The sequence below is a fragment of the Paenibacillus sp. JL3B1040 genome (assembly GCF_057063165.1).
The window spans coordinates 5,216,127-5,238,825 of record NZ_CM169317.1; the positions used below are offsets into that span (position 1 = coordinate 5,216,127).

Sequence of the window (22,699 nt, forward strand, 5' to 3'; positions counted from 1 at the left end):
TTGCTTATTTGTTTGTGAAACGAATACATAAGAAAACCCCGGGTTCCCCCGGGGAGTTGCTAGCGAATCTTTAATTGTTAACCATCGTACCGTTCATATGTAGGTCGGCTCTGCCGGGATGATTACAGTTTGATTACGTTAGCGGCTTGTGGACCACGAGCGCCTTCAACGATTTCGAACTCGACGGATTGGCCTTCTTCCAGCGTTTTGAAGCCTTCGGATTGGATCGCGGAGAAGTGTACGAATACGTCGCCGCCTTCTTCAGTTTCGATGAAACCGTAGCCTTTTTCTGCGTTGAACCATTTTACTTTACCTTGCATGCACTAACATTCCCTTCATTATCAAATAAGAGTGTGATCCTTGTAACCAAGCCCCACATGTCTGACTATACCACCCGAACTTATCCAGTGTCAATTGCCAAAGAAAAGGTTTTACTGTAAATAAAATGTAAAGTTTTGTCGAAGTGGTGATCTTTATTATCACTCCTGATCTTTATTACCCACAATATAAGTCTGATGAAACATAAAAATTTGTCAAAACCTTTTTACACAAAAAAACACACTGCCATCGCGTCTGCAGGACGCCAACAAGTGTGCTCGTATATATTTTTGGTATAAAGCCCTTTATTTCCGCCGATCCATTAAAATACTGTTCGGCGAATATGAAACTTCATACGCGTTACGCTGGGCCTTAGCCTGTTTACGCTGCTGCAGCCAATCCGAAGCTTCTTGTCTGTAATATTCCATACGTTGAATAATTTGCGCATCATATCGAGTGATCGCTCGTAACTTATCCTTTTGAAGGGAATTCATTGAATCTTGTTTAGCCGAATCGAGAATTTGATCAAGAACTTGCTGACGCTTCTCAACATAATCCGACAGTTCTTCCGCAGATGCCTGATCCAGGCGCAATAGCAAAGCTTCTGTCAGTATCCGTAGCTCCTCTAACTGCTTATCCATGGTTACCATCAGATCCGGCCACTTTAGCCGCCTGAACCCATGCTTCACGAAGATCAAGCAAATAACCTAAAGCCTCTTCGGCAGGAGCTGCCTCCTTTTTGATATTGGCTTGGAGCAACTGACGATTGATATATTCGTAAAGTGAAGCCAAATTTTGCGAAATGGCATAGCCGTAGTCCAACGTGACCATCAATTCGCTTATGATAGCTTGCGCTTTGTTTAACATAGTATTGGTTTTATCGAAGTCCCGCTCCTGTATCCCCTCGATCCCTCCGCGTATAAACCGGATTGCCCCATCATAAAGCATGATTAATAATTGGCCAGGGGTAGAGGTGGTTACAGAGGATTGACGGTACTTTTCATAGGGAGACGTAATCATCTTTCTTCACTCCTAATCGGGGAATCACTGGGACAGCAAATTAGTAATGCTCATCGACTGTGAATTCAACTGATTTATGGCATTCTCCATAGCCGTGAACTGGGAGTAATACCTGGTCTCCATCGATGTCAACTTCCTTTGCAAGTCGTAAATTCGCTGATTGACATCTTTTAATTCCTTCCCCATTACGCTTTCGGTGTTATAGGCGGAAGTCAGACTAGTAGAGTATTTGTCTGTACCGGCACGTTCGGAAATGGCTTCCAAGGAACCCGCCAATTTATCATGTAGCTTATTAAATAATCCGCCAGTTCCGTCTGATCCGACAAACATCTCCAAGACTTGATCCGGGTTGTCCTCGATCGCTTTACGCAGTTTAGCCTCACCTTGCTCATCAAGAATCAGTTTACCGTTCTCGTAATATTGACCTGTGGTAATACCGATCGAACTCAAACTGATGGAAGTTCCCTCTACACCGGCCGTCACTATGACCTCTCGCATGTTCCATACCGTAGCGCTTAGAATCTCATCGTTTCGCAGCAAGCCGCTCTGTGCTTTTTCTTGCCATCTTTTAATATCATCTTCCTTCAATTCCTTTTTCTGTTCATCGGTTAGCGGAGAATAGTCCCGATACCGTTGTTCATTCAGTTTCCCGTTAATCTTCTCCAATACCGCATTGTAATCCTTGATGAATGACTTTACCGTCTCAACGATTTTGTCCGCATCTGTCTTGGTTTCAATAACAGCAGGCTTATCCGTTTCGGTCTTATCCAGAAGTGTAATCTCGACCCCGTTAAGCGTAAAAGTATTACTGCTATACTCAAGCGGTTGTCCGTTTACCTTGATCTTAGCTTTCTCTCCGCCTTCGTAGTCCCCTGTCAACTTAAAGGCGGTCGTCAATGAACCTCCAAACGTAACATCTTCGCTTCCGTACTCTTTAGACTTAAGGGTGATCTTCCCGGTTGCTTCATCCAATACCGCCATTACATTAGCCTTAGTATCACTATTGATCTTACGGAGCACGGACTCGATCGTATCCGATTTGGAGAACTCCAGGTTTACCGCATCACTTCCGGGGCGCGTAATCGTCAGTACATACTTATCATCTGTCCCCCCTGGATCAATCGAACTCAATGTCGATTTCTTGGAGACCCCGGTTCCCAGACTTTCTATACTGGTCTTGGAGCGTTGCGTTGCTAACTGTTCCACTTCAACCGTCATCTTGACCTGGCTCGCCGCTGAAGTTGCCTTAACACTAATCGCGTTGGTATCTCCGGTAACCACGGACTTATAAGGGTTCATTGAAGAACTACTCTTATAGCTCCATAATTTATTGTTACGGAAGTCTACCAATTGACTATTGATCTCTCTATAATAATCCCGCTTCCATTCGATCGTTTGCTTCTGCTGCGTTAATTTATCAAGCGGCGCTCTTTGCGCCTTCATCAACTGTTGAACCATACTATCGATATCCATGCCGGAAGCTAGTCCGGAAATTCGCATATAGTTAACCTCCTATACCTAGACATTAAATACGTTCATCAATCAGTATTCCTGCAATCTCCATCATCTTCGCTACAAGATCCAACGTCTTCTCAGGGGGGATTTCGCGAATCAATTGACCTGAATCCCTATCCAACACCTTGACCATAATCGAGTTCGTCTGTTCGTGCACACTCACCTCAAAGACAGTGTGTGGACCCTCAAGAGCCTTGACTGCCCTGTCGATCGCCTTAATCAGTTGCTCTTCGCCAACCGAAATGTACTCACCTTGACGTTCAAGGCGTACGACCTGATTTTCACTCGTAATGAGTGGAGTATGGCTTAGATCTTTATAGTCCTTTCTTCCTGGGGAGTAGCTCGAGGTGCCGTTTGCCAAAGGTGTTCTCCCGGACAGTGTTATTTCAGGTTTCATAATCAACCCTCCGGTAACGTAAATTGATATTACTATATATATCGGCCAGACCGACAGAAAGCTTAAAGCCATTATGATTTTTTAGTTATTTTTAATCAGAATGGCCATATAGGCCATTGAGTTGTATTCATGTTTACGAAGCAATTCCCTGACATCACTTAAATATAAAGAATTATGCTCAATCGTTTTAGAAAAAGATTGAATCAATTTGATCACATGATCCAAATTGAAATTTTCTTTATGAAAACCGGCCATTCCAATCAGATGCATCTTGATCATGGCATAGTGGATAACCATCATAATATACTCTTCAAATACTTGTTTACTTCTTACCAACGGAAAAAGACGAATATATATGTAGTTAACAAGATAGTTCTCCAATACATATTCATGCTTGCTCATAAAAGGCTGGTAATAATCGTTGTAAGCGGCTTGATAGCGGGCAGATATCTCTTCAACCGAAGATCCCTTCCTATATTCGATACCATACATAAATTCGGAAAGGCAGCTGATATAACGTTGATTATGTAGTCCACGGCTAACTCTTTGATCGACAAGATTCTTCAACAACTCCATTTGAATAGACGAAAGCGAAGGTATATCATTCAAAATATCAGAAATCCCCTCCCCCTCCGCCAATGCTGTATAAGAAGCAATTAGCTGCGGAATTTCCTGAAGCCGGCTTTCCTGAATATATTGCTCGACCTTTTGAAAAAACAAGCCTAGAATAATCAATCGCTCAGCAAGTGAATATTTCCGATTTTGTAATATCTGTATGGAAAAGATCCGGAACTCCCAAAAGTACTGGTCCAACTGCTCCCCATGAGCCGCCGTGGTGTCGAGACGTTGATTAATGGCATTACGAACGTTAATTTCTTCTTCCGTTTCGTTAAATTCAATCCCGTCCGGATTCAGTAGAGCCAGTCGAGCCGCTTCGGGACAGGACATTGTGGCTGATTTTTCAAGCACCCCATTTACGATATTGGATATTCTGGGATAAGTCATACAAACATTGGACAAATACTCTTCTCCCAGCTTTAGCTGAATACTGCAAAGCTTTTCTTCATTTAGCATAGGGCAAGACATATCCGGAGTTAATGCAATTTTGGCATAATCCGCTGACCCTTTATTGGCGCGATTCCGTTTTACATGCTTATCAAGCAATGGCTTGATCTCGGAGTGGACTTTATTATATTTTTTATAGGTCGCTTGATCTATGGCTACCTGCCATCCTGCACAACAGGTATCCTCACACGCCGAGCCGATACAGGAGAACTGCTGCATAAAGGCCGGAACCAACATGGGTCTAGTTTTTGTCATCCTACGATTCTCCTTTAAAATGAAAGCAAATAGTATTTAGAATTGTTATCGGCAAGTAGGCCATAATAATGTAGGTGATTGTTCACAGCAATTTATGGAGTAGATGGTACATTTACAACAAAATTAAGATGAAAATAAAGTCATCAATTCTCTGCTCCAAAATTGAAAACCAGAGATTAGCTGGTTATTTACTATATAGGCAGCTTTATTAATATCGCAATATTCATAAGCAGTTAACATGCTGTGCAGAGCTTCCTCTATTTCACAAGTGATTACACCAAGCCGATCATCCGCTAAAAAAGAGTCCAGAGCCGGCAAAAACTCTGCAATCTGACAGTAGCCGTAAATGATGTCCTCAAACAAGTACATCGTCTCTTCAAACATCCCTTCTTGTATCCTTGCCCGAATGTGATAAAGTCCCTCCATACATGTCTCTGCCAATTCAACCGATCTTCGCATTACTTCTACATATTCTTCCATAACATCCCCTACTTTTTAAATATGAAAAAAGAGACCTTAGAAACTCTAAGGTCTCTTCCCTGCAAAAAAATCTTAACGAAGCAATTGCAGAACGCCTTGCGGTTGTTGGTTGGCTTGTGCCAGCATCGCTTGCGCCGCTTGCGTAAGGATGTTGTTCTTGGTGAATTCAACCATTTCCTTCGCCATATCCACGTCACGAATCCGGGATTCAGCAGCGGACAGGTTTTCGGAGGAAGCGCCCAGGTTGTTAACCGTGTGCTCCAGGCGGTTTTGATAAGCACCCAGCTTGGAACGCTCTGTAGATACAGTCTCCAAAGCAGAGTTAATTGTAGTTATTGCTTTGCTTGCTGTGGAAGCAGAGGAAATGTCAGTACCACCTACAGTGATATTTAGCGACTTACCAGAAGTAAGTTGAGCAGTCAAATTAAGGACGGTTTCTCCAGCTACATTTTTAAATTCTTTTCCATCACCAGAAGTAGCATATACATTCCCATTCGAATCCTTAATTTCTTTATCTGTTACTGTGTATTCTCCGGCTTGCAATTCGGTATTTGCATATTCTGCTGTACCTGTTGCTTTACCGCCAGCTACCTTCACTTGACCAGATGCAACCTTTTCTGTGAAAGTAAAGGTTGCATCAGTACCACTACCATCTCCACCTTTGAATACCAACCCACCATCTTCAGAAGTAGCTACTACATTACCATCAGAATCTTGCAACGTTACATTGTCAGCATCCGCAGGATCAACAACAACATTATAAGTGCCGTCTGCTATTTTCGCTCCGGTTCCAGTGGCCGCTGTAACATTAACAGTTTGCTCATTTTTAATGTTACCAACAACACCCAGGCTCAGACCACGCAGGTCGCCAACCGTCAAGGAAATGTTTTGACCTTCGTTCGCGCCGATGTGGAAGGTTCCACTGAAAGTACCGTCGAGCAATTTCTTAGTGTTGAACTCTGTATCTTTACCGATACGAGTCAATTCTTGGGCCAGTTGGTCAACTTCTTTTTGCAGGTTGGCACGGTCGTTGTCTGTGTTTGTATCTGTTGCGGATTGAACCGCCAGTTCGCGCATACGTTGCAGGATGCTGTGAGTTTCAGTCAATGCACCTTCAGCCGTTTGAATCAGGGAGATACCGTCTTGCGCGTTCTTTTGAGCCATGTCCAGACCGCGGATTTGACCGCGCATTTTCTCGGAAATCGCCAAGCCGGCAGCGTCGTCGCCCGCACGGTTGATACGAAGACCGGAGGACAGTTTCTCCAGGTTTTTGGAAGATGCGCCTGTGTTGGCACCCAGTTGACGGTGCGTATTCAATGCCGCAATATTGTGGTTAATTCTCATTTGTATTTCCTCCTTGAAATTTAAATGTCCCACATCCGTGTGGTTTCGCTTGTTTTCGATCAGGTCGGCCGCCCCTCGAAATCAGCGTCTATTTTTTTTATCGTCAAGTCAATGGGAGAAATGAAGTGTTTTTTTGAAAAAAAATAGGCACTAATCATTTTTTTTATAGTGCTCCAAAAGTGCGTTAACCTCCAGGGCAGTGACTACGGTTGACTCACGGTTAGCGTCCTGAATAGACAAATAAACTTCCTTACGAAAAATCTCAACGTTTCTTGGGGCAGTGATCCCCAGCCTAACTACATCCCCTTCCACTCCGAGCACCGTAACCTCAATTTCATCCTGAATGACAACGGCTTCTCCCTTCTTCCGAGACAACACCAGCATTTATTCCCCCTCCTTCGCGGCAGCAGATTTCTGTTCATTCGGCCACAGGGGGTGTCTGGGCTGATACTCGGTAGCATGAAGAATCACTTGTCTGGCCATTTGGTTTTCAAGATTGAATACAATCGGCGCCAGTAAATTAATCGTTGCATTGGTAATGTTGCGGTTGAGCGTCAGTACACAACATATCCGAAAAGACGCACCCAGCTTCAAATCCTCGACTACATTCTCCGGTAAATCAAATTCATACTCAGGATAGAAAACAAACGGATCAGCAATAAGCAAAGAAACAGAGCTCTCCCGCAGCGACTGCAAATAAGCAAATGGGGAATCCGGAAGGTCAATCACGGCAAATTCAGTATGCTCCTCTAATCCCGGAATCCCCTTCGTAAACTTGAAAGTTTGCTCTTTTCTCACTTCAACTACTCCAGTTTGAACTTCTTCTAGATCCATTGCGTTCGCCCCTCAAGGTCAAATTGAAATCGTATTGGTATAAAAATAAAGCTATAGACGGTAGCATGCACCTCTATAGCGGTCGTCCGAAATATTACATTGTCAACTCGATTGTCGGCGGTATGAATCGAATGGAATCATACTGTTTAACGTAAACATTTAAGTAGCCGGGGTTATACTCTATCCCCGGACTGTGCTGTTTTGAAGTAATTAAGGGTTTGACGGGTTCAATATTGATCTCCGGTCGATGTGGTTCTACATGAACACTAACATTATCAAAAGACGCAGGAGCCCTGAACTCCACAAAGGGGTCGCGCTTCCAATCCTGTCCATAAATCTCCGCGATCGAATTTCCCGGCAAATGGAACTGAGCCATCCGGTTGCCTTGCTCTACGCGTTTGGCAAGCGCCTCCAGGAACAAAGCCGGCAACTCCGTATAAATCTGCCGATTCATTTCCAAAGCCGTGCCCCCGTTGTAAGCTCTCCATGCTTCATGTTGGTTAATTTCCAACTCAGGCCTAGGTTGTCTTATGTCCATTTTAGCCCTTGAAGTTTCAATATTCAATTCTCCTCGAGGCTGCTTAATGGACAATCCCGCCCTTGTCGACTCAAACCCGAGTATTGCAGGCTGTCGGACAATTTGAATTTGATGGCTCAAGGCAGCTTCACACCCATTCTATCTCAAGAAATCAACAAGCGAAGTGGAAATAATTTTTGCTCCCGCCGACAAAGATGCGTTATAAATACTCTCCTGAATCTTTGACTGTAGAATGAGTTTCACATAATCTGCATCCTCCGTCTTGGACTGCATGTCGGTTAAGTTAATGCCTAAATTTTCAAGTCGGCCAGCCATTAACTCAACACGGTTTACCTTGGCCCCGATTTCAGAGCGAGCAGTCATTACTTTGTCTAATCGCGAATCTAATAAATCCAACTGGGAGGAAATCGCCGGAAAGTCGCTTGTCTCCAGTGCGGTGGTCAAACGATCAATCATCGTAAATAGATGGTCGCCATCTTTTTCATCAGGATTTCCGAATATAGCATTTCCAGATATATTTATCGACAATTGAATGCTATCCCCAACGATATATTTGATGTCTCCAGAATCGGTCAATAAATCGCCAGCTAATGTAGTATCAGATAAATTGTTGGCATCCTTGGGAAAGTCATAAGGTTTTATATCGTAAGTTTGACCGTTGAAAATATACTTTCCGTTCAACTTACTGTTTCCAATATCAATCAACTGTTCTTTAAGTTGTTCCACCTCAGTTTTTATACTATCCAGGGCAGATTGTGGATTCGTTGAGTTTGAAGCTTGAACGGTCAGTTCCTTCAAACGTTGAATAATACTTCCGACTTGCCCGATCATTTGATCGCTGAATTCCAGCCAAGAGAGGGCCCCGTCTACGTTATCCTGATACTGCTCATTGGAAGCCAGCTCTGCCCGGTAGCGCATTGAATAAGTGATCCCCACCGGGTCATCCGAAGGTTTGTTGATTTTGCGTCCAGTTGACATCTGGGTTTGAAGATCACTCATCCGATTCCCGCTGCGATTCAAATTCAGTAGGAACTGAGCATTCATCATATTGGAAGTCACTCTCATCATATCGCTATCCCCCCTTATCTACCCACGATGCCCGTTGAGTTTATCAACTTGTCGAGCAACTGGTCAAAGGTTGTCATAAATCGAGCTGCAGCGCTGTATGCATGTTGAAATTTGATCATATTGGACATTTCTTCATCCAATGAAACACCGCTGACCGATTGACGCTGCGTGTCGACCTGAGTTACCAAAATTGCCGAGTTTTCCGCTTGCCGATTGGCTTCTTGGGCTTGAATCCCCAGTTCTCCCACCATTGCGCTATACTGTGAATTGATTGTAGACTTGCTTCCGTCTGCGGCAGTAAATTTAGCTTCATTTAGCGATGACAACAACAAAGCTAACGTACCATTCCCTTTTACTACAACTTGATTATTTCCGCCGCCTTCCGCGCGTAACGAGGTTGCAATCAAGTTGGGATTATCCATCAGTAGCGGATTTAACTTGATGGTTCCAGCGTCGGTTCCCGTGAAAAACGGAAGTCCTCGATTTGTCGTCCCATCTATCGTGAAGCCTAATTGGTGGACTCCGTTTATGCCCAGGACATCAATCATCGTATCCGTTACCAAGGTAGAATTTGCCGGAAGCGGCGTTCCCGCAGGTACCAACTGGGCTGTCCCGTTGACGGTTACTGTAGTATCTTTCTTGACTACAACGCCTTCAGGCAACATGGACCCTGCCGGGACGGGCACATCCTCTATACGCCCGTTCATCATGGTATTGGTCAGGTTATTAAGCATTGTCTTATATTCCGCGACATATTGGTCACGAGACAGAATCATACCATGGACTTCCCCACCGGTCAGGCTTCCGGCAGCAAATCCTTGAAATAGAAATGAAGAGGTCGGATTATCCGGGGGCGATGCCTGTACCAAGATCTGTCCATCCTGAAGCAGCGGCGTATTCCCCATCGTAATATTGTACCCCTGCTCCCCTTCGGTAACCGTAACATTAATGATTCGGGATAATTTATCGGTCAGTAAATCTCGCTGATCTCGTAAGTCGTTTGCATTATCCCCCAAACTTTCAATACGCAGAATGGATTGATTCAAGTCATTGATGGAGGATAAATAAGTTAAAACTTCGCTTTCTTTGGCCGCCACATTAGCCGTAAGATCCGTACTTAAATTGTCCAATTGCCGACTCATATAGTTCAATGCATCGGTTAAAGCCTGAGCACGCTCTATAACGATCTTTCTCGCCGTCACACTTTCGGGATCCTTGCTAAGGTCGGACCAAGCGCTCCAGAAGTTATCCATAACGGTCCGCAGACCCGTATCGGAAGGTTCGTTCAAGATCCCTTCGAGTTTAGATAGAGTATCTGCCTGAATGTCCCAAGTCCCTTGGGCGCTGGCTTCCCCACGATATTCTCTATCGAGGAAAGTCTGCCTGATCCGAGTTATCGATGAAAATTCAACCCCTGTCCCCAACTGACCTGGGGAAGTTGACCTGTTTATGCCATACGCCTCTATCGGACGAGAAGCCTGCATATTCACTACTTGCCGGGAATAACCCGCAGTGTTGGCGTTCGCTATATTATGGCCTGTCGTATTTAAAGCCGCAGTTTGCGTGAATAAGCTCCGTTTTGCCGTCTCTATAGAATGAAAAGTAGATGCCATAAGAACCTCCCGTATTCATTATGCACGTGCATCAAACAGACCTGTTATTGGCCCTGTGCCGGATTTATCCGACGGATGTTGATAAGTTGCCTCGGACGCAGGCTCACCGCCTAAGAGTGCCAGTGAAAAATCGATGAAGGTCAGCGATTGTGCCAACAGCGTTTGGTTCAGATCGTTCACGCGCTTCAGATTGTCCAGCGTCATCGAAAGCATCGATTGTGCCTCAAGCAAAGCCTTCTTCTCTTCCGGATCAAACACAAGTCGAGCTAGTTCCGTAATCGTCAGATTAAGCGCCGACTTGATTCCCTTCTCCTGCAAAAATGCTTGGCAGGCGGCGCCCCGCTCCTCCTCCAGAGCGGCAATCCGCTTCATCACCCGGGATTCCTGATTCATAATTTGAATCAAGGACTCGATGTCATCCTTCATGATGGCTTCCTTCTTGGCCTGTCCCGACGCTAGCATGGTTTGATGGACATCATCCAGTTGATTCAAGGCCTCAATCAGTCGTTGTATCGCCATAGCCGCCCCCTATTTCTCGTTCAGAAGAGACTTGAAGTACGGAGCAAGCTTGTCGGCGATTTTGCCCGCTTCCACGTGATAGGTTCCCGAGGAGACTTGCGTCTTCAACTCCTCGATCCGCTCAGTCCGCTCGGGATTGAATCCGACCTCCTGTGCCTTCAGCAGTTCCTTCGCTTCCGCAGAAATCGAAACTTCATCTTTGCGGCGAGCTTTGCTATCTGTATCTTTACGTTGAGATTCAAATTGGCGCTGATAGTTATTGATGGCTCCAACCCGTCCGGTTTCATTGATTTTCATGGGTTTCACCTTCCTTCCAAATAGAAAAAGCCGATAATCTTTACTAAGTTTATCGGCGGCACTGAAATTATTTTTAATAGCGAAGCATTGGTTGTTTAAGAATATTATGCCAAAGCATCAGGGTTTTAGTCATTTGGGACTACGGAATTTGTCGACGGCGCTGTATGCTCCGCTTCCGCCCCTATCGTCCGGTCCCAATTTTTTCGAAGCTTCCTCTTTCATGGCGGCGTTCAAATCACGCGTAAGACGAGCGCGACAGGAATCACACATATTCCCATCCCGAATGAGAACACCGCAGACTTCGCAGGGATACATCATGTTGGGGTTATTCGCAACGGATATGCGTCCTTCTTTAATAAATTTGGTTATTTGTCGAATCGAAACGCCTGTTGCTTCATGTACTTCCTGGATCGTGGCCATTTTCTCGTCACGCAAATATTTCAGGCATTTTTCGTACTCTTCCTCAATTTCTTTGATGCAAGAAGGACAAATGTCTCTGAAATTGTTGGCGAACAATTTGCCGCAACGTGGACAATTCGCAAGATTCAACCCCATGCTCTTACGTCCTTTCGTCAAATCATCATTTGATGCTAGATTACCCTATTTATGAGGGGTTCGTCTATATGTTTGTCAACGAAAATGCAGAATTTTGTAAGAAATCAGGTTAAGATCGGGCCCAGGTCAAGCAGTAAACTTCGGCGCGTCGCCCGATTCGGCCGCAGAGCTCATGCAGTGTTCGGGAGCAAGCCTCCAGCGTACTTCCCGTCGTATATACGTCATCGACCAACAATAAGCGCACCGGCTCGGGAGAAGGAGCAGGCAGGATTCGAGAAAAGGGATCCGTTCCCCCGGCCTGAGCTCTTGTGACTGTTCTCTCCGCCGCAGCCGGGAGAACGCGAGCCCCCAGGAGTGGGGAAGCCCCCTCCCATGAAGCCGCTCCGAACCAGGGGAGTGCCCAATTCGAGGATGCGCTTCTGCCTCGATTCCGCTTTACCACGTTTACTGCTGCCGACAGCTTCTCCGCAGCCTGGGCGGTCGGCCGAAAAACATCGTGCAGGTCGTGCATCCGCTCCCAGCGGGTCTTGAAGCTTTGTTTTTCGGTATGCCGGGAACGTTCCAGCAGATTCAGCAGGGGAATACGGCCTGCCGACGCAGCACCATAGGCCAACCGGGCGGCTTGATTAAACCCCCGTTCCTGCATGCGGTCGCTGCTGATCGGAACAGCGGTCACCGCGTGGAAACGAAAGGGGGCTCCGTTTCCATTGCCGGGAATGCCGGCTTCATCCAGTTCTTTGATCATCCGCCGGTATGCCGCTCCCGTCATGCGGGCCAGAACGGTGCCGTACGCTTCGTTCCCGCGGTATTTGTACTGGGCAAGCCACTCGCGCATCGCCGGGCTGTAAGCGACGGCGCTTCGATTTATCACGAAGCTGCGGGGAGCCTGTCCCGTCCGCGTGCAGTCCGGACAGCCCACCTGACGACCGCAGATCCGGCAGCGGAGGCTTTGGATCCAAGGGATCGAGATATAGCAGGACAAGCAAATTTCCGGGTAGCCCCGCACGCGATCGGAAATCGTTTTGCCGCAAGTTAAGCAAGGGATGGCGGGCGGAGCAAGCAGTTGATGCAGCGGAGAAAACAAGCTGGTCCAAGAAAATGGGCGTCCCTCATAAAGCCGGTAGGTGCTTGAGAACAAAAAGTTTGATGAGAAGTCATCCTCAGAATGGACGTCAACTGCCGTATGCCCCCCTTTTTTCGCCGAAATTGGCCGCACCGTCCGAAGGGCCTGCTCGGGAATCGGCCTGATTTTGGCATTCGTATCACCGTCCGCTTGCCCCGGGAGGAGCCTGCCTCCGCACAGGTCACAGGGAATTTGCCGGGGAATCCGGGGCGTTGTCGCCCGGTTCCAATTGCGGCTTCGCACCCGGGCCCCGTTACTCGCAACACTCTGGGATGACTTCATCATTTTTATTGACCCTCCTTTACCTTCAAAAACCCGTTTTTATGAGCAGCGGCGTTCATCATCCGGATTTGCCGGATAGCGCCTCGCTGCGATCTCGTCCATACCGGGGCGGCAAACACGACTTTTCCGTTCGGGTCGTCCTGGGAACGCCCGGCTCTCCCGGCCATCTGCACCAAGGAGGCTTCATCGAACAAGTCGCTGTCCGCGTCTACTATGTATACATCGCTTTGGGGCACGGTCACGCCGCGCTCCAGGATCGTCGTCGTCACCAGCATTCGAATGTGCCTTTCCCGGAAAGCCAGCACTTTCTCGGCCCGGGCCGGATCCTCGGAGGAGGTTCCTTCAATTCGGATCCCTGGAAAATAAGAGCGCAGAAGCTGGGAGTATGCCGCAATCTGACGAATTCGCGTCACAAAGATAAAGATCTGCGCCCCGCGCCGAACCGAGTGGCGAAGAGGGTGCAGCAAAGCGGGCGGCAGGGAATGGCGGCGCAGGCAGAGCTCCACGCTTGCCGTCGTGACCCGTTCCGGAACCGGCAACGGGCAGCCGTGATACCGCGCCGGAACTTTGGCGTGAGGCAGCCGGCCGGCACGGATCTCCTTTTGCAAACGTAAGGGTGGCGTTGCGGACAGGAAGATGAACCGGCCTTCCGGCTTGCAGGCAGCCTCCGCCGCGTAGCCCAGCATCGGATCGTTGTGGAACGGGAACGCATCCAGTTCGTCGATCACAACCAAATCAAACGCCCGATGGAATCGCAGCAGTTGATGGGTTGTGGCCAGGATCAACCGTGCCTCTTCCCAGCGCTGCGGGCTCCCGCCGTACAAGACGGCCAGGGGCTCGTCGGGAAAAGCTTTCGCTACCCGCGGCGCCAGCTCCAGTACGACGTCGCGGCGAGGCGTAGCGACCAGCACCCGGCCCCCGCGGTCCAACGCGTAGCGCAGCAAAGGGAAGATCATCTCGGTTTTGCCGGCCCCGGTCACGGCCCAGAGCAGGAAGCGGGGCGGTCGGGCAATCGTATCCTTGCGGCGCCGGGAGGTGGGGAAGCCGGCGCGGGGCGCCGCCGGGGACAGGGCAGCTTCCTGCGCTTGCGCCAGGAAGCGCAGCGCCTCCCCCGCCGCGCTGCGCTGGGCGGGGCTCAGCCCCCACCGGTCCAGCAGGAACCCGGTGGGGGCCAGACCCGCCGCCGTGCCGCCCGCAGCGGCAGGCGGCACGGCCCCCGCGCTGCTGCCGCGCAGCAGCAGCGCGCAGGAGCGGCTGCGCCCGAGCGCGAGGCACGCCTCGCAGTAGGCGCAGCCGCGGGAGCCGCACGACCCGCAGGGCGTGCGGCGGTGCACTTCGCTGCCGCAGCGCCGGCAGCGTGGGGCCCGGGCCCGGCGCCAGCGCGGGCCCGGATCGCGGCGGGCGGGGGCCACGCCCGCCGTGAGCTGCACGCGCCCCTGCAGGTGCGCGTGCTGGACGGCGGAACGCCAGGCCGGGGCAAGGCCCGGCAGGCGTTCCGCCAGCAGCTGCTGGAGCTCCGCCTCCAGCAGCGAGCGGCCCTCCAGCGCAGCCGCAAGGCGCTGCGCCGCTGCCGCCGTCCCCATATCCCACACGCCATCCACGTTCGATATTCCGTTTTCTCCCGATGCGCCAAACTCTTTTCCCGCCCCCACAGCAATCTCCGTCTCCCTCTCCAGTGGTTGCAATCCATTTCCTTCCATCCTTGCCCCCTCTTTCCTCATGACTGCCTGTCCCAACTCCGTCACCAGGCCGTCCTTCCACAACCATCCCCGAAGCTCGCCCAATAAAGAAGTCTCATCCAGCGCCTGACCTGAATCCCCCAACCGCAGTTCTCCCGAAGTCGCCAACCGCGCCTCCGCCCGCAATTCCTCCTGCAGTTCCCGCTTCAGCAGGTGGTCCCATTCGTGCAACGACCACCGATCCATCTCGTTTAGTGGCTTGAAACGGTCCCTAACCTCAACGGCCCAACCTAGCGGCAATCCCTCCGACAACAAGTAAATGGCATGGGCGCCTCTGCCCATCCACCAAAACAAATCAACACGCAAATCCAAACTAATTCGCAATTGCCAACTTGATCTAGTTCTTATGGCATATAAACCACCCTTCAAATCTCCCACCATCTTCCTATTTTTTAGGAGCTTCATCCATATTTCAACAATTTTCGGATAATTCCTCTTTTTATGACCATTGTTTTTTGGAAATTCTTTTTTGCTCCGTTTCTTCGACTTCTTTCACCAAATTACTCGCATCCGATGTCGGATCTTGTCCCCGAAAAACCATCCCTACGAAGGGCTTCCCGCCGCCCCCGAGCAACGCCGCCGGGCAACGCCAACGGGCAACTTGATTTGGCTAATCATCATGTGGAACCTTTCATCATGTGGAGACTTTAACGGAACTGCGAGACCTTATTTGCCTATTTCCCGGCTATTTCCCAATGTAACGGAACCTACAGACCTTATTCAGCTCCAAAACAGGTGGAACCTCCTGCTTCGACGCAAATAAGGTCTTCTCGTTCCGTTACGTTTTGAATCCCCATAATCCTAAGTAAATAACGCCTCTGAGTTCCGTTAGCACCGCCCCCACTCTCGAATGCCTTCGCCCCTACTCCTCTGATTCTTGTCATCTGCCTCTATTCCACTAGCCACCTCTCTCATCCTCCTCATATACAACCTGCATCCCCAGCCTTCCACATCTCCAACACCTCCCATTACTCTCGCTACTCCTTCGCCATGATGTCACTTCCCTCATCCCGATCTCATGCCACATTACTTACTCCATACACATCATCCATTACTCATTAGTCCCCGCTCATTGCTCCCTACTCCGTACTGCGTACTCATCACTCCCTCCCCCATAGCTCATTACTAATTACTCCCCACCCTACTAACCTAGGCCGTTCCCTTTAACCACGCTGCCTAAGCCACCCCGCCTCAAGCTCCCCATACCTCATCATTCCGCTCCCTCTCATTCCTCCCAAACAGCTCCAGCCCCCCAATGCAAGCACTCCATAGCAATTCAGTGTTACTGGAACTATGCGACCGTTAAACTCCTAATCCTATTCCCTCTATCTCTATCAAACCTTCCACAGCACCATTCCCTCTTGCACTCCAATCCGGTCATTCTCAACTTATTGACTCTCTCCTAGGCCCCCATCAGCAGTTCATCCGATTAACCGTTTGTCCACCATCCATTCCTCTGCTTATCTGCTCATCCATTCATCCATTTGATTCCATTCCTCCTTTCATCCGCCCCCCCAATTTCCCTAACTCCTTCATCACCATCTCCCCCGCCGCTCCCCCGCACCAAACGCAAAAAAGCACACTCCTTGGCCTATCGCCATCAAGAGTGTGCTTCACACTTTCCACTGCGCATCGCTATGCGCCTGCCGGGTCATATGCTTTTGTCCTTTCTGCATCCGCTGCCGTTGATTCGCTCCGGAACAAGCCGTCCCGGAAAGGGGCTTACACATGGACATAGGGTATTTTGTCCGCCTCCCGCGGTATGCGAAGGTCGATGCAGACGGGCGAATCTCCGGCCAGTAAAGCCGCATGCGCTTCCACATCTTCTTGCCGCACCACCGCCAAGCCGATCACCGTCAGTTCCATTTCGCCTTGCGATTCGAGCTTCCGCATGATCGCCAGCGTATCGTCCTGCGAGCACTCATCGAGCACCGTCACCCTCAAGGGCAAACCGCGCAGCCGCGCATACCACGAGAGTGCCCGCACATACCATTCCATTTGATTCCCATGATTGCTCGTCACCAAAATATAATGAATCGCGCGATCCTTCCGTTTTCCCTGCTGAACCAGGCCGTGAAGCACATGGACCAGCGCTGCGGCCAAGCCGTAGCTGAGCAGGATCCAGCCAACATAAGGAACCACAATACCCACCTCCCACTAGAGGTAGTTGAAAAAGTCATCTTCGGATCACGATGCAGTTCAGTGAAGGTGTTTCGACATCGAATCTTGAATTCACCCGGTCGCTCCGTTGCTCACGTACCCAAAACGTACGCTCCGCTACTCACTCCCTAGCTTCATTCAACCTTCTCGGTGCTCCAAACCGACTTTTTCAACCCTCATCTCAAACGAGGTAGTTGAAAAAGTCATCTTCGGATCACGATGCAGTTCAGTGAAGGTGTTTCGACGTCGAATCTTGAATTCACCCGGTCGCTCCGTTGCTCACGTACCCAAAACGTACGCTCCGCTACTCACTCCCTAGCTTCATCCAACCTGCAGCGTTTTGAAAAAACGCACATCGGAAGCATACGCTTCTCGGTGCTCCAAACCCGACTTTTTCAACCCTCCCTTATAGCGACAATATATGCCGCCGCACAAAGGTCGGTTACTGGGCCCGCACGGAAGGAACCCCATTTAAGGTACATGGTCGCGTGAGCCGGGATTCCGCCAACTATGTATTTGGCTGGTGCCGTTCTCCGGGGGGTCTCTTTGGACGCAAACGAGACACCCGCCTCACTTTTCAATAACCAGCATAAAATGGTAAACACGGTCAAAAAAAAGTTCGTCCACCCCGATTCCCGCACGACTCTTACCACCCGCGGGAACGCTGACGTTTACCGGCCTGGTCTCCTTACAGGGTCACCCAGCCAAACTTAATCGCATTAATGACCGCTTGAGTCCGATCGTCCACGTCCATTTTTTGCAAAATGCTGCTGACATGGTTCTTGACCGTCTTCTCGCTGATAAACAAATGCTCGCCGATCATCTTGTTGCTGCGGCCTTCCGCCATCAAGCGGAGCACCTCGGCTTCGCGGCGGGTCAGCGGGTTGTCGTCGCCGGCCACGAATTTCACGCCCGCTTCGCGGATCGCGGTATCCTCGGCAATTGCTCCGGTCTCGCTCAAATATTCCATCCGGCGCAACTGCTGGATCAATTTGCCCGTCACCTTCGGATGGATGAAAGCATTGCCCTCCGCAACCGTCCGGATCGCGTTGATCAGGGATTCCGCCTCCATGTCCTTAAGCAGATAACCCGTAGCGCCTTTGCGCAGCGTCTCAAACACATAACTTTCATCGTCATGAATCGATAAAATAATGACCTTCACATCGGGCAGCGCCTCACGCAGCTCGGCCGTAGCGTCCACACCGTTAAGAAGCGGCATGTTGATGTCCATCAGCACGATCTCCGGTTGAAGCTGCAGGCAGCTTTCCAGCACCTGAGTACCGTCCCCGCATTCGCCAACAACCTCGATATCTTCCTCCATATTCAAAATCCGCTTCAGACCCTCGCGAAATAACTGATGATCGTCAGCCAAGAGAACTTTAATCACTTGTTTGGTTCCGCTAATAAGACTATCCATCCTGGTACTCCTTTCTCTTATCTGTGTTGGTTGGGATGTGAATAATGATTTTCGTGCCCAAATTGGCCGCCGATTCGATTTCCATCCGGCCTTCGAGCAGCTCCACTCTCTCCCGCATGCCGATTAATCCAAAGTGCGTATGCTCTTTCGTCTTCTGCTCCAATTGCTCCACCTTGAAGCCCAGCCCGTTGTCCGTCACCACGATGCGGATCATCTGCGCCTGATACGTAATTTCGACGCCCACATAAGTCGGAAAAGCATGCTTCGCCGCATTGGTCAACGCTTCTTGAACCAGTCGGAAAATCGCCGCCTCCATCGGCGAGGACATCCGGTGCTCCTTGCCCCGGGTTTCGAAGGTCGCCCTGATTTTCGTTTTCTCTTCATAGTCATGCACATACTTGCGCAGCGTCGGAATCAATCCCAGATCGTCCAACGCCATCGGGCGCAGGTTGAAAATCACCTTCCGCATCTCTTCCAGACTCGAGCGGACTTGTGCTTTCAAATCTACTATTTCGTCCTGGACCAGCTTAAATTCCTGCTTAGCAAGCATTCTTTCTACAATTTCCGTCCTTAGCACTAGATTGGCCAGCAGTTGGGCAGGACCGTCGTGAATCTCCCGGGAGATGCGCTTTCGTTCCTCTTCCTGGGCCAAAATAATCTTCAATCCGATCAACTGACGGTTCTTCGCGGATTCCAATATCCGGGTCACTTGTCCTAACTCGCCGGAAAAATACTCCAGCACGACGCTCATCTGCGAACTGATCGTCTCGGCACGCTCCACCGACTTCTCCACATTGCGCGCGCGCTTCTGCAGCTCGTCGCGGCGGGCCTTCAGATACATTTCCTTCTCACGGTAGATGAGCAGATCGAGCTGGAGTTGGGTTGCTTTTTCATAAGCCTGCTTAATGTCCTCTTCGTTGTAACGCACGAAGTCCCGGCTGACTTCCGTCAGCCGGATGCGGGATTTCCGGTAGTTCACCTCAAGCTGGTCGACCTTCTCCACCGTTTCCGCCGTTTCCTTCATGACATTCTGCAGCTCGTTGCTGAGCGTCTTCAGCTCATTGCGGGCCGAATCCAGTATTTCCAGAATCTGCAGCTTGCTATTTTCCAACACGTTTACTGCATTATTAATAACGCGATCTATGGCATCCGCTTGAAAATCCACGCTAAACCTTCTCCGTTTCTTAGTCCGTATAGTCCCAGACTAATCATATCATGATTCAAGGGTAATGGATTTGGTTTTCTTCTCCCAATTTACGCCAATTCCCAGCTGTTCGGAGACCAAACGTAATGGGACTAAAGTCCTGTTATTCACGATAATCGGCGACACTTCGGCTTTGGAAGAAACCCCGTTAAGCAAAAATGCCTTCTGCCCGACGCTCAGCTCCAACACCGTTGCTCCGCGGGTCACGGTGATTTTCTTGGCCGCGCCGTTCCAAACGGCGTTCCCGCCAAACACGTCCAGCACGTACTTGATCGGCACATAGGTCGTGTTGTCTTTAAGCAGCGGCGCAACCTCCAGGTTTTTCTTCTGCCCGTTCACCGTCATCGACTTCTGGTCCAATACCATCACGGCCTTCGCGCTCGGGAATTCGGAGTTGCCGCCGCCGGCCGCAGGAGCCGTAAACCGCACGTTGTCAAAAGATACGCTGCCCGTCAGCGCCCGTTCGTCCTGGCCTTCCTCCACGTTGACGACGTACAGCCGCTTCAGCTTGGCCGGGAACTTGATGTTGCTCGCCGTCAGATCGGCCGTGAGCGTCTTCCAGCCGGTGAAGTCCATCGGACGCGCCAAGTCGATGTAGACCGGCTTGCCATCGGCGTCGGACAACTCGGCCCGTACCCAGTTCAGACTGGCATCGCCCAACACGTCGATCGTCAAGGTCGTCGCGTTGTCCGGAATCGCTTTGCCGCTCGTGCCGTTGATTTGAGCGTAAGCAAACTTGCTGCCGCTGCCGCCGGTCAGATCGTAGTCGAGCTTCAGCACTTTGGAGTTGGCGCGTTCGCCGTCGCCTTGCACAATGGCAACCGCTCCTTTCGCTTCAGCCGGCAAGCCGGTGAAGGAGATCGGGTAGGCGATATTTTCGAAGCTTTCCCAGATCGATTCCGTCGAAGCCGACAGGACAACCGGAGTTCCGGTAAAACCGTCATAGGATGGCGTTGCGTACGCGAACTTCGCGCCGTTGTTGACGGACTGAACCGTTAGGACGCCGCCTTGTACGCTGGCTTTCATGCCGCTGAACGTCCATTTGACCGATTCCGCCGGTACGTCGACGGTGCGCCCGTCCTTCAGCTTCGCGGTCACGGCCACTGTGACGCTGGTCCCCGCTTGCAGCGGCGCAAATGTCGTGCCCGCCGTCATGCTTTCCAGGTCGGTGCCGCCCAGCACCTTCACGTCCATGCTGGTTTTCGCTTGGCCGCTGGAGGCCGTGATTTTCGCCGTCCCCGCCTTCACGCCTTTAAAGCCGCCGTCGGTCCATACCACGTTGCCGTTGCTGGCTTGCCAGGAAGCTTGAATGCCGCTTGTGTCGATCGGGTTGTAATACGTATCGTATCCTTTCAATGTGTACGGCACGGTTTGCCCGATAAACAATGTCGAAGCGCCGCTGACCTTGAGGCCGAGCAATGTGCCTTGCGGCGCATTCGTAAACACGCCAAGCCCGTTGGCGACCGCGCGCTGCCCCGCCGACCCATTAGACGTCGTAAAGGTCAACTGCGCCGACGTTTCCGCCAGCGGACGCGTCACCATCGTCGTGGAGCCGCCGCCGTCCAGGTTCATGCCTTTCCAGACGCCGATCCCCGTCATGAAGCCCTGCAGCTCCTTCAGGGTGAGGCCGGTGCTGTTGCTGTTTTTCTCGGCAGTAATGATATAAGCCGTTTTACCGTCCTTGGAATAACCCACTGCGGTCCGCGCCACCGCGCTGCCGCCGCTGATGGACGTAATCGACCGGGTGAACGCCGACGCTTTGCCCTGATCGACCAGGAGCGTGTGTCCGCCGATCATCATTTTCAGATCCGCCGGGTTTAGGATTTGCCCGTCCGTCAAGGAGCGCAGCTCATAGGTCGCATCGACGCGCTGCCCCACTTGCAGGTGCGTAGCCACATAATCGGCCGCCGTACCATGCGCACGCAAAATAAATCCATCCGCCGGCACCGGCCCCGGATACGCCGATTTGATGGAGATTTGCGTAATCACGCCGCCTTGCACCAGAACCTCGGTTGGTGTCGTCGCGCTGGCAGCCGGACGTTCCTCCGCTTTCCAAGCGCTCGTATATATGAATAGATTATTGACGTGGCTGTAGGCTTTGTCCGGCTCCGTCGTATAGGATTCCTGGTTAATCCCGGTGAGCGGGAACGTCGAACCGTCTTCGGCGATTATCGTACCGCTGAAGCCGAAACGGTCGATGAGCGGAGTCCCGTCATTCCGCACCGCAAAAGCATACATCCCCTGCAATTGGGCCGGGCTGGTAACCACATTGCCTTTCGTAACGGCCGGTCCCATCGGGACGCCCTGGCCGCCGGTCGCAAAGAAATCGCCGTTCACGCCGGCAACGGCGCCGGTCTCCTTGGCCATTCCTTCCACGCTTTGTCTTGTCGTCACTTGTCCCCCTTTGCCGGTCATCACGTCCAATTGAACGTAAGGATTCGTCAAATCCACCTCGATCACGTCGGCCAGTACTTTCACCGGCTTGCCCGACCGGGTCACGGTGTACTGGTATTTGACGAGCTTGGCCCCGGACGTGATCATCTCTTCGCTAAGCTTGACGGTTTGATTCGCCGCCGCTTCCGCAGTTAAAGCCGGTCCCGCCATCGGCCCTACGCCAATCACGGGTTGAATCCATATCAATCCCGCCAGGGTGGCGAGAGCGATTCGTTTGCCGCCCTTTGCCACCAGGTGGGCCCATTTCGAATTTTGATGTACGTTGACTTCCATATCCACTTCGGTTTGATTTCTTCCGTTTTCCTCTCTTTTGACTACCATTTTGTTCGACAACTCTCCCATCTATTAGTGCTTCTATCGTGCTTCAATTTCAGCTAGTCTCTTATTAATAGACTACTTTCGGGCGGAAAAGTTACGAAAAATAGCAAGATTGTTGAAGGAATGGTTCGATTCGTTGAACTTCGTAGAAACCGCTATGGGGATCGTGTGGATATTGTGGATA

General features: G+C 50.5%; 22 protein-coding genes. All 22 read right to left on the bottom strand.

All coding sequences use genetic code 11. From position 1 onward, the window contains the following. Positions 1–122: 122 nt before the first annotated feature. Entirely contained in the window at positions 123–320 is a 198-nt protein-coding gene (locus ACZF99_RS23915) for a cold-shock protein (RefSeq protein ID WP_007132290.1), read from the bottom strand. A gap of 303 nt (positions 321–623) precedes the next feature. Further along, positions 624–959, bottom strand: coding sequence for a flagellar protein FliT (gene fliT / locus ACZF99_RS23920; RefSeq protein ID WP_483607385.1), 336 nt, complete (start codon positions 957–959; stop codon positions 624–626). Beyond that, entirely contained in the window at positions 952–1,338 is a 387-nt protein-coding gene (gene fliS / locus ACZF99_RS23925) for a flagellar export chaperone FliS (RefSeq protein ID WP_483607386.1), read from the bottom strand. Before fliS ends, fliT begins: the two co-directional genes overlap by 8 nt. 24 nt (positions 1,339–1,362) lie before the next feature. Continuing rightward, positions 1,363–2,838 (bottom strand): flagellar filament capping protein FliD, encoded by a 1,476-nt coding sequence (fliD, locus tag ACZF99_RS23930; protein WP_483607387.1) that lies wholly within the window; start codon positions 2,836–2,838, stop codon positions 1,363–1,365. 25 nt (positions 2,839–2,863) lie between these two features. Continuing rightward, positions 2,864–3,250, bottom strand: a complete 387-nt coding sequence (locus tag ACZF99_RS23935) for a flagellar protein FlaG (protein ID WP_483607388.1) — start codon at positions 3,248–3,250, stop codon at positions 2,864–2,866. Between the two features lie 81 nt (positions 3,251–3,331). Then, a complete protein-coding gene (fliB, locus tag ACZF99_RS23940) occupies positions 3,332–4,570 on the bottom strand; it encodes a flagellin lysine-N-methylase (protein ID WP_483607389.1) in 1,239 nt (412 codons plus the stop codon). 123 nt (positions 4,571–4,693) lie between these two features. Further along, on the bottom strand, positions 4,694–5,050 hold the full coding sequence (locus ACZF99_RS23945; RefSeq protein ID WP_483607390.1) for a DUF8042 domain-containing protein: 357 nt from the start codon (positions 5,048–5,050) through the stop codon (positions 4,694–4,696). Between the two features lie 72 nt (positions 5,051–5,122). Continuing rightward, a complete protein-coding gene (locus tag ACZF99_RS23950) occupies positions 5,123–6,394 on the bottom strand; it encodes a flagellin N-terminal helical domain-containing protein (RefSeq protein WP_483607391.1) in 1,272 nt (423 codons plus the stop codon). A 150-nt stretch (positions 6,395–6,544) separates the two neighbouring features. Beyond that, positions 6,545–6,778, bottom strand: a complete 234-nt coding sequence (csrA, locus tag ACZF99_RS23955; RefSeq protein WP_483607392.1) for a carbon storage regulator CsrA — start codon at positions 6,776–6,778, stop codon at positions 6,545–6,547. Then, a complete protein-coding gene (gene fliW / locus ACZF99_RS23960; RefSeq protein WP_483607393.1) occupies positions 6,779–7,228 on the bottom strand; it encodes a flagellar assembly protein FliW in 450 nt (149 codons plus the stop codon). A gap of 94 nt (positions 7,229–7,322) precedes the next feature. Then, on the bottom strand, positions 7,323–7,886 hold the full coding sequence (locus ACZF99_RS23965; RefSeq protein ID WP_483607394.1) for a DUF6470 family protein: 564 nt from the start codon (positions 7,884–7,886) through the stop codon (positions 7,323–7,325). 18 nt (positions 7,887–7,904) lie between these two features. Next, entirely contained in the window at positions 7,905–8,834 is a 930-nt protein-coding gene (flgL, locus tag ACZF99_RS23970; protein ID WP_483607395.1) for a flagellar hook-associated protein FlgL, read from the bottom strand. A 14-nt stretch (positions 8,835–8,848) separates the two neighbouring features. Further along, on the bottom strand, positions 8,849–10,447 hold the full coding sequence (flgK, locus tag ACZF99_RS23975) for a flagellar hook-associated protein FlgK (protein WP_483607396.1): 1,599 nt from the start codon (positions 10,445–10,447) through the stop codon (positions 8,849–8,851). Positions 10,448–10,465: 18 nt separating this feature from the next. Further along, positions 10,466–10,966, bottom strand: a complete 501-nt coding sequence (locus ACZF99_RS23980) for a flagellar protein FlgN (RefSeq protein WP_483607397.1) — start codon at positions 10,964–10,966, stop codon at positions 10,466–10,468. 9 nt (positions 10,967–10,975) lie between these two features. Next, positions 10,976–11,263: a flagellar biosynthesis anti-sigma factor FlgM gene (gene flgM, locus ACZF99_RS23985; RefSeq protein WP_483607398.1), complete on the bottom strand. Its 288-nt coding sequence runs from the start codon at positions 11,261–11,263 to the stop codon at positions 10,976–10,978. Between the two features lie 129 nt (positions 11,264–11,392). After that, a complete protein-coding gene (locus ACZF99_RS23990) occupies positions 11,393–11,812 on the bottom strand; it encodes a TIGR03826 family flagellar region protein (protein WP_483612936.1) in 420 nt (139 codons plus the stop codon). 115 nt (positions 11,813–11,927) lie between these two features. Further along, on the bottom strand, positions 11,928–13,226 hold the full coding sequence (locus ACZF99_RS23995; protein ID WP_483607399.1) for a hypothetical protein: 1,299 nt from the start codon (positions 13,224–13,226) through the stop codon (positions 11,928–11,930). 2 nt (positions 13,227–13,228) lie between these two features. Continuing rightward, positions 13,229–15,343 (bottom strand): ATP-dependent helicase ComFA, encoded by a 2,115-nt coding sequence (locus ACZF99_RS24000; RefSeq protein ID WP_483607400.1) that lies wholly within the window; start codon positions 15,341–15,343, stop codon positions 13,229–13,231. Between the two features lie 1,341 nt (positions 15,344–16,684). Beyond that, complete coding sequence (locus ACZF99_RS24005; protein ID WP_483607401.1) at positions 16,685–17,104, bottom strand: hypothetical protein; 420 nt, start codon at positions 17,102–17,104, stop codon at positions 16,685–16,687. Positions 17,105–17,810: 706 nt separating this feature from the next. After that, positions 17,811–18,539, bottom strand: coding sequence for a response regulator (locus tag ACZF99_RS24010; protein WP_483607402.1), 729 nt, complete (start codon positions 18,537–18,539; stop codon positions 17,811–17,813). Continuing rightward, positions 18,532–19,704 (bottom strand): sensor histidine kinase, encoded by a 1,173-nt coding sequence (locus ACZF99_RS24015; protein ID WP_483607403.1) that lies wholly within the window; start codon positions 19,702–19,704, stop codon positions 18,532–18,534. The genes ACZF99_RS24010 and ACZF99_RS24015 overlap by 8 nt, the downstream gene beginning before the upstream one ends. 48 nt (positions 19,705–19,752) lie before the next feature. Further along, on the bottom strand, positions 19,753–22,470 hold the full coding sequence (locus tag ACZF99_RS24020; protein WP_483612938.1) for a phosphodiester glycosidase family protein: 2,718 nt from the start codon (positions 22,468–22,470) through the stop codon (positions 19,753–19,755). Positions 22,471–22,699 lie beyond the last annotated feature (229 nt).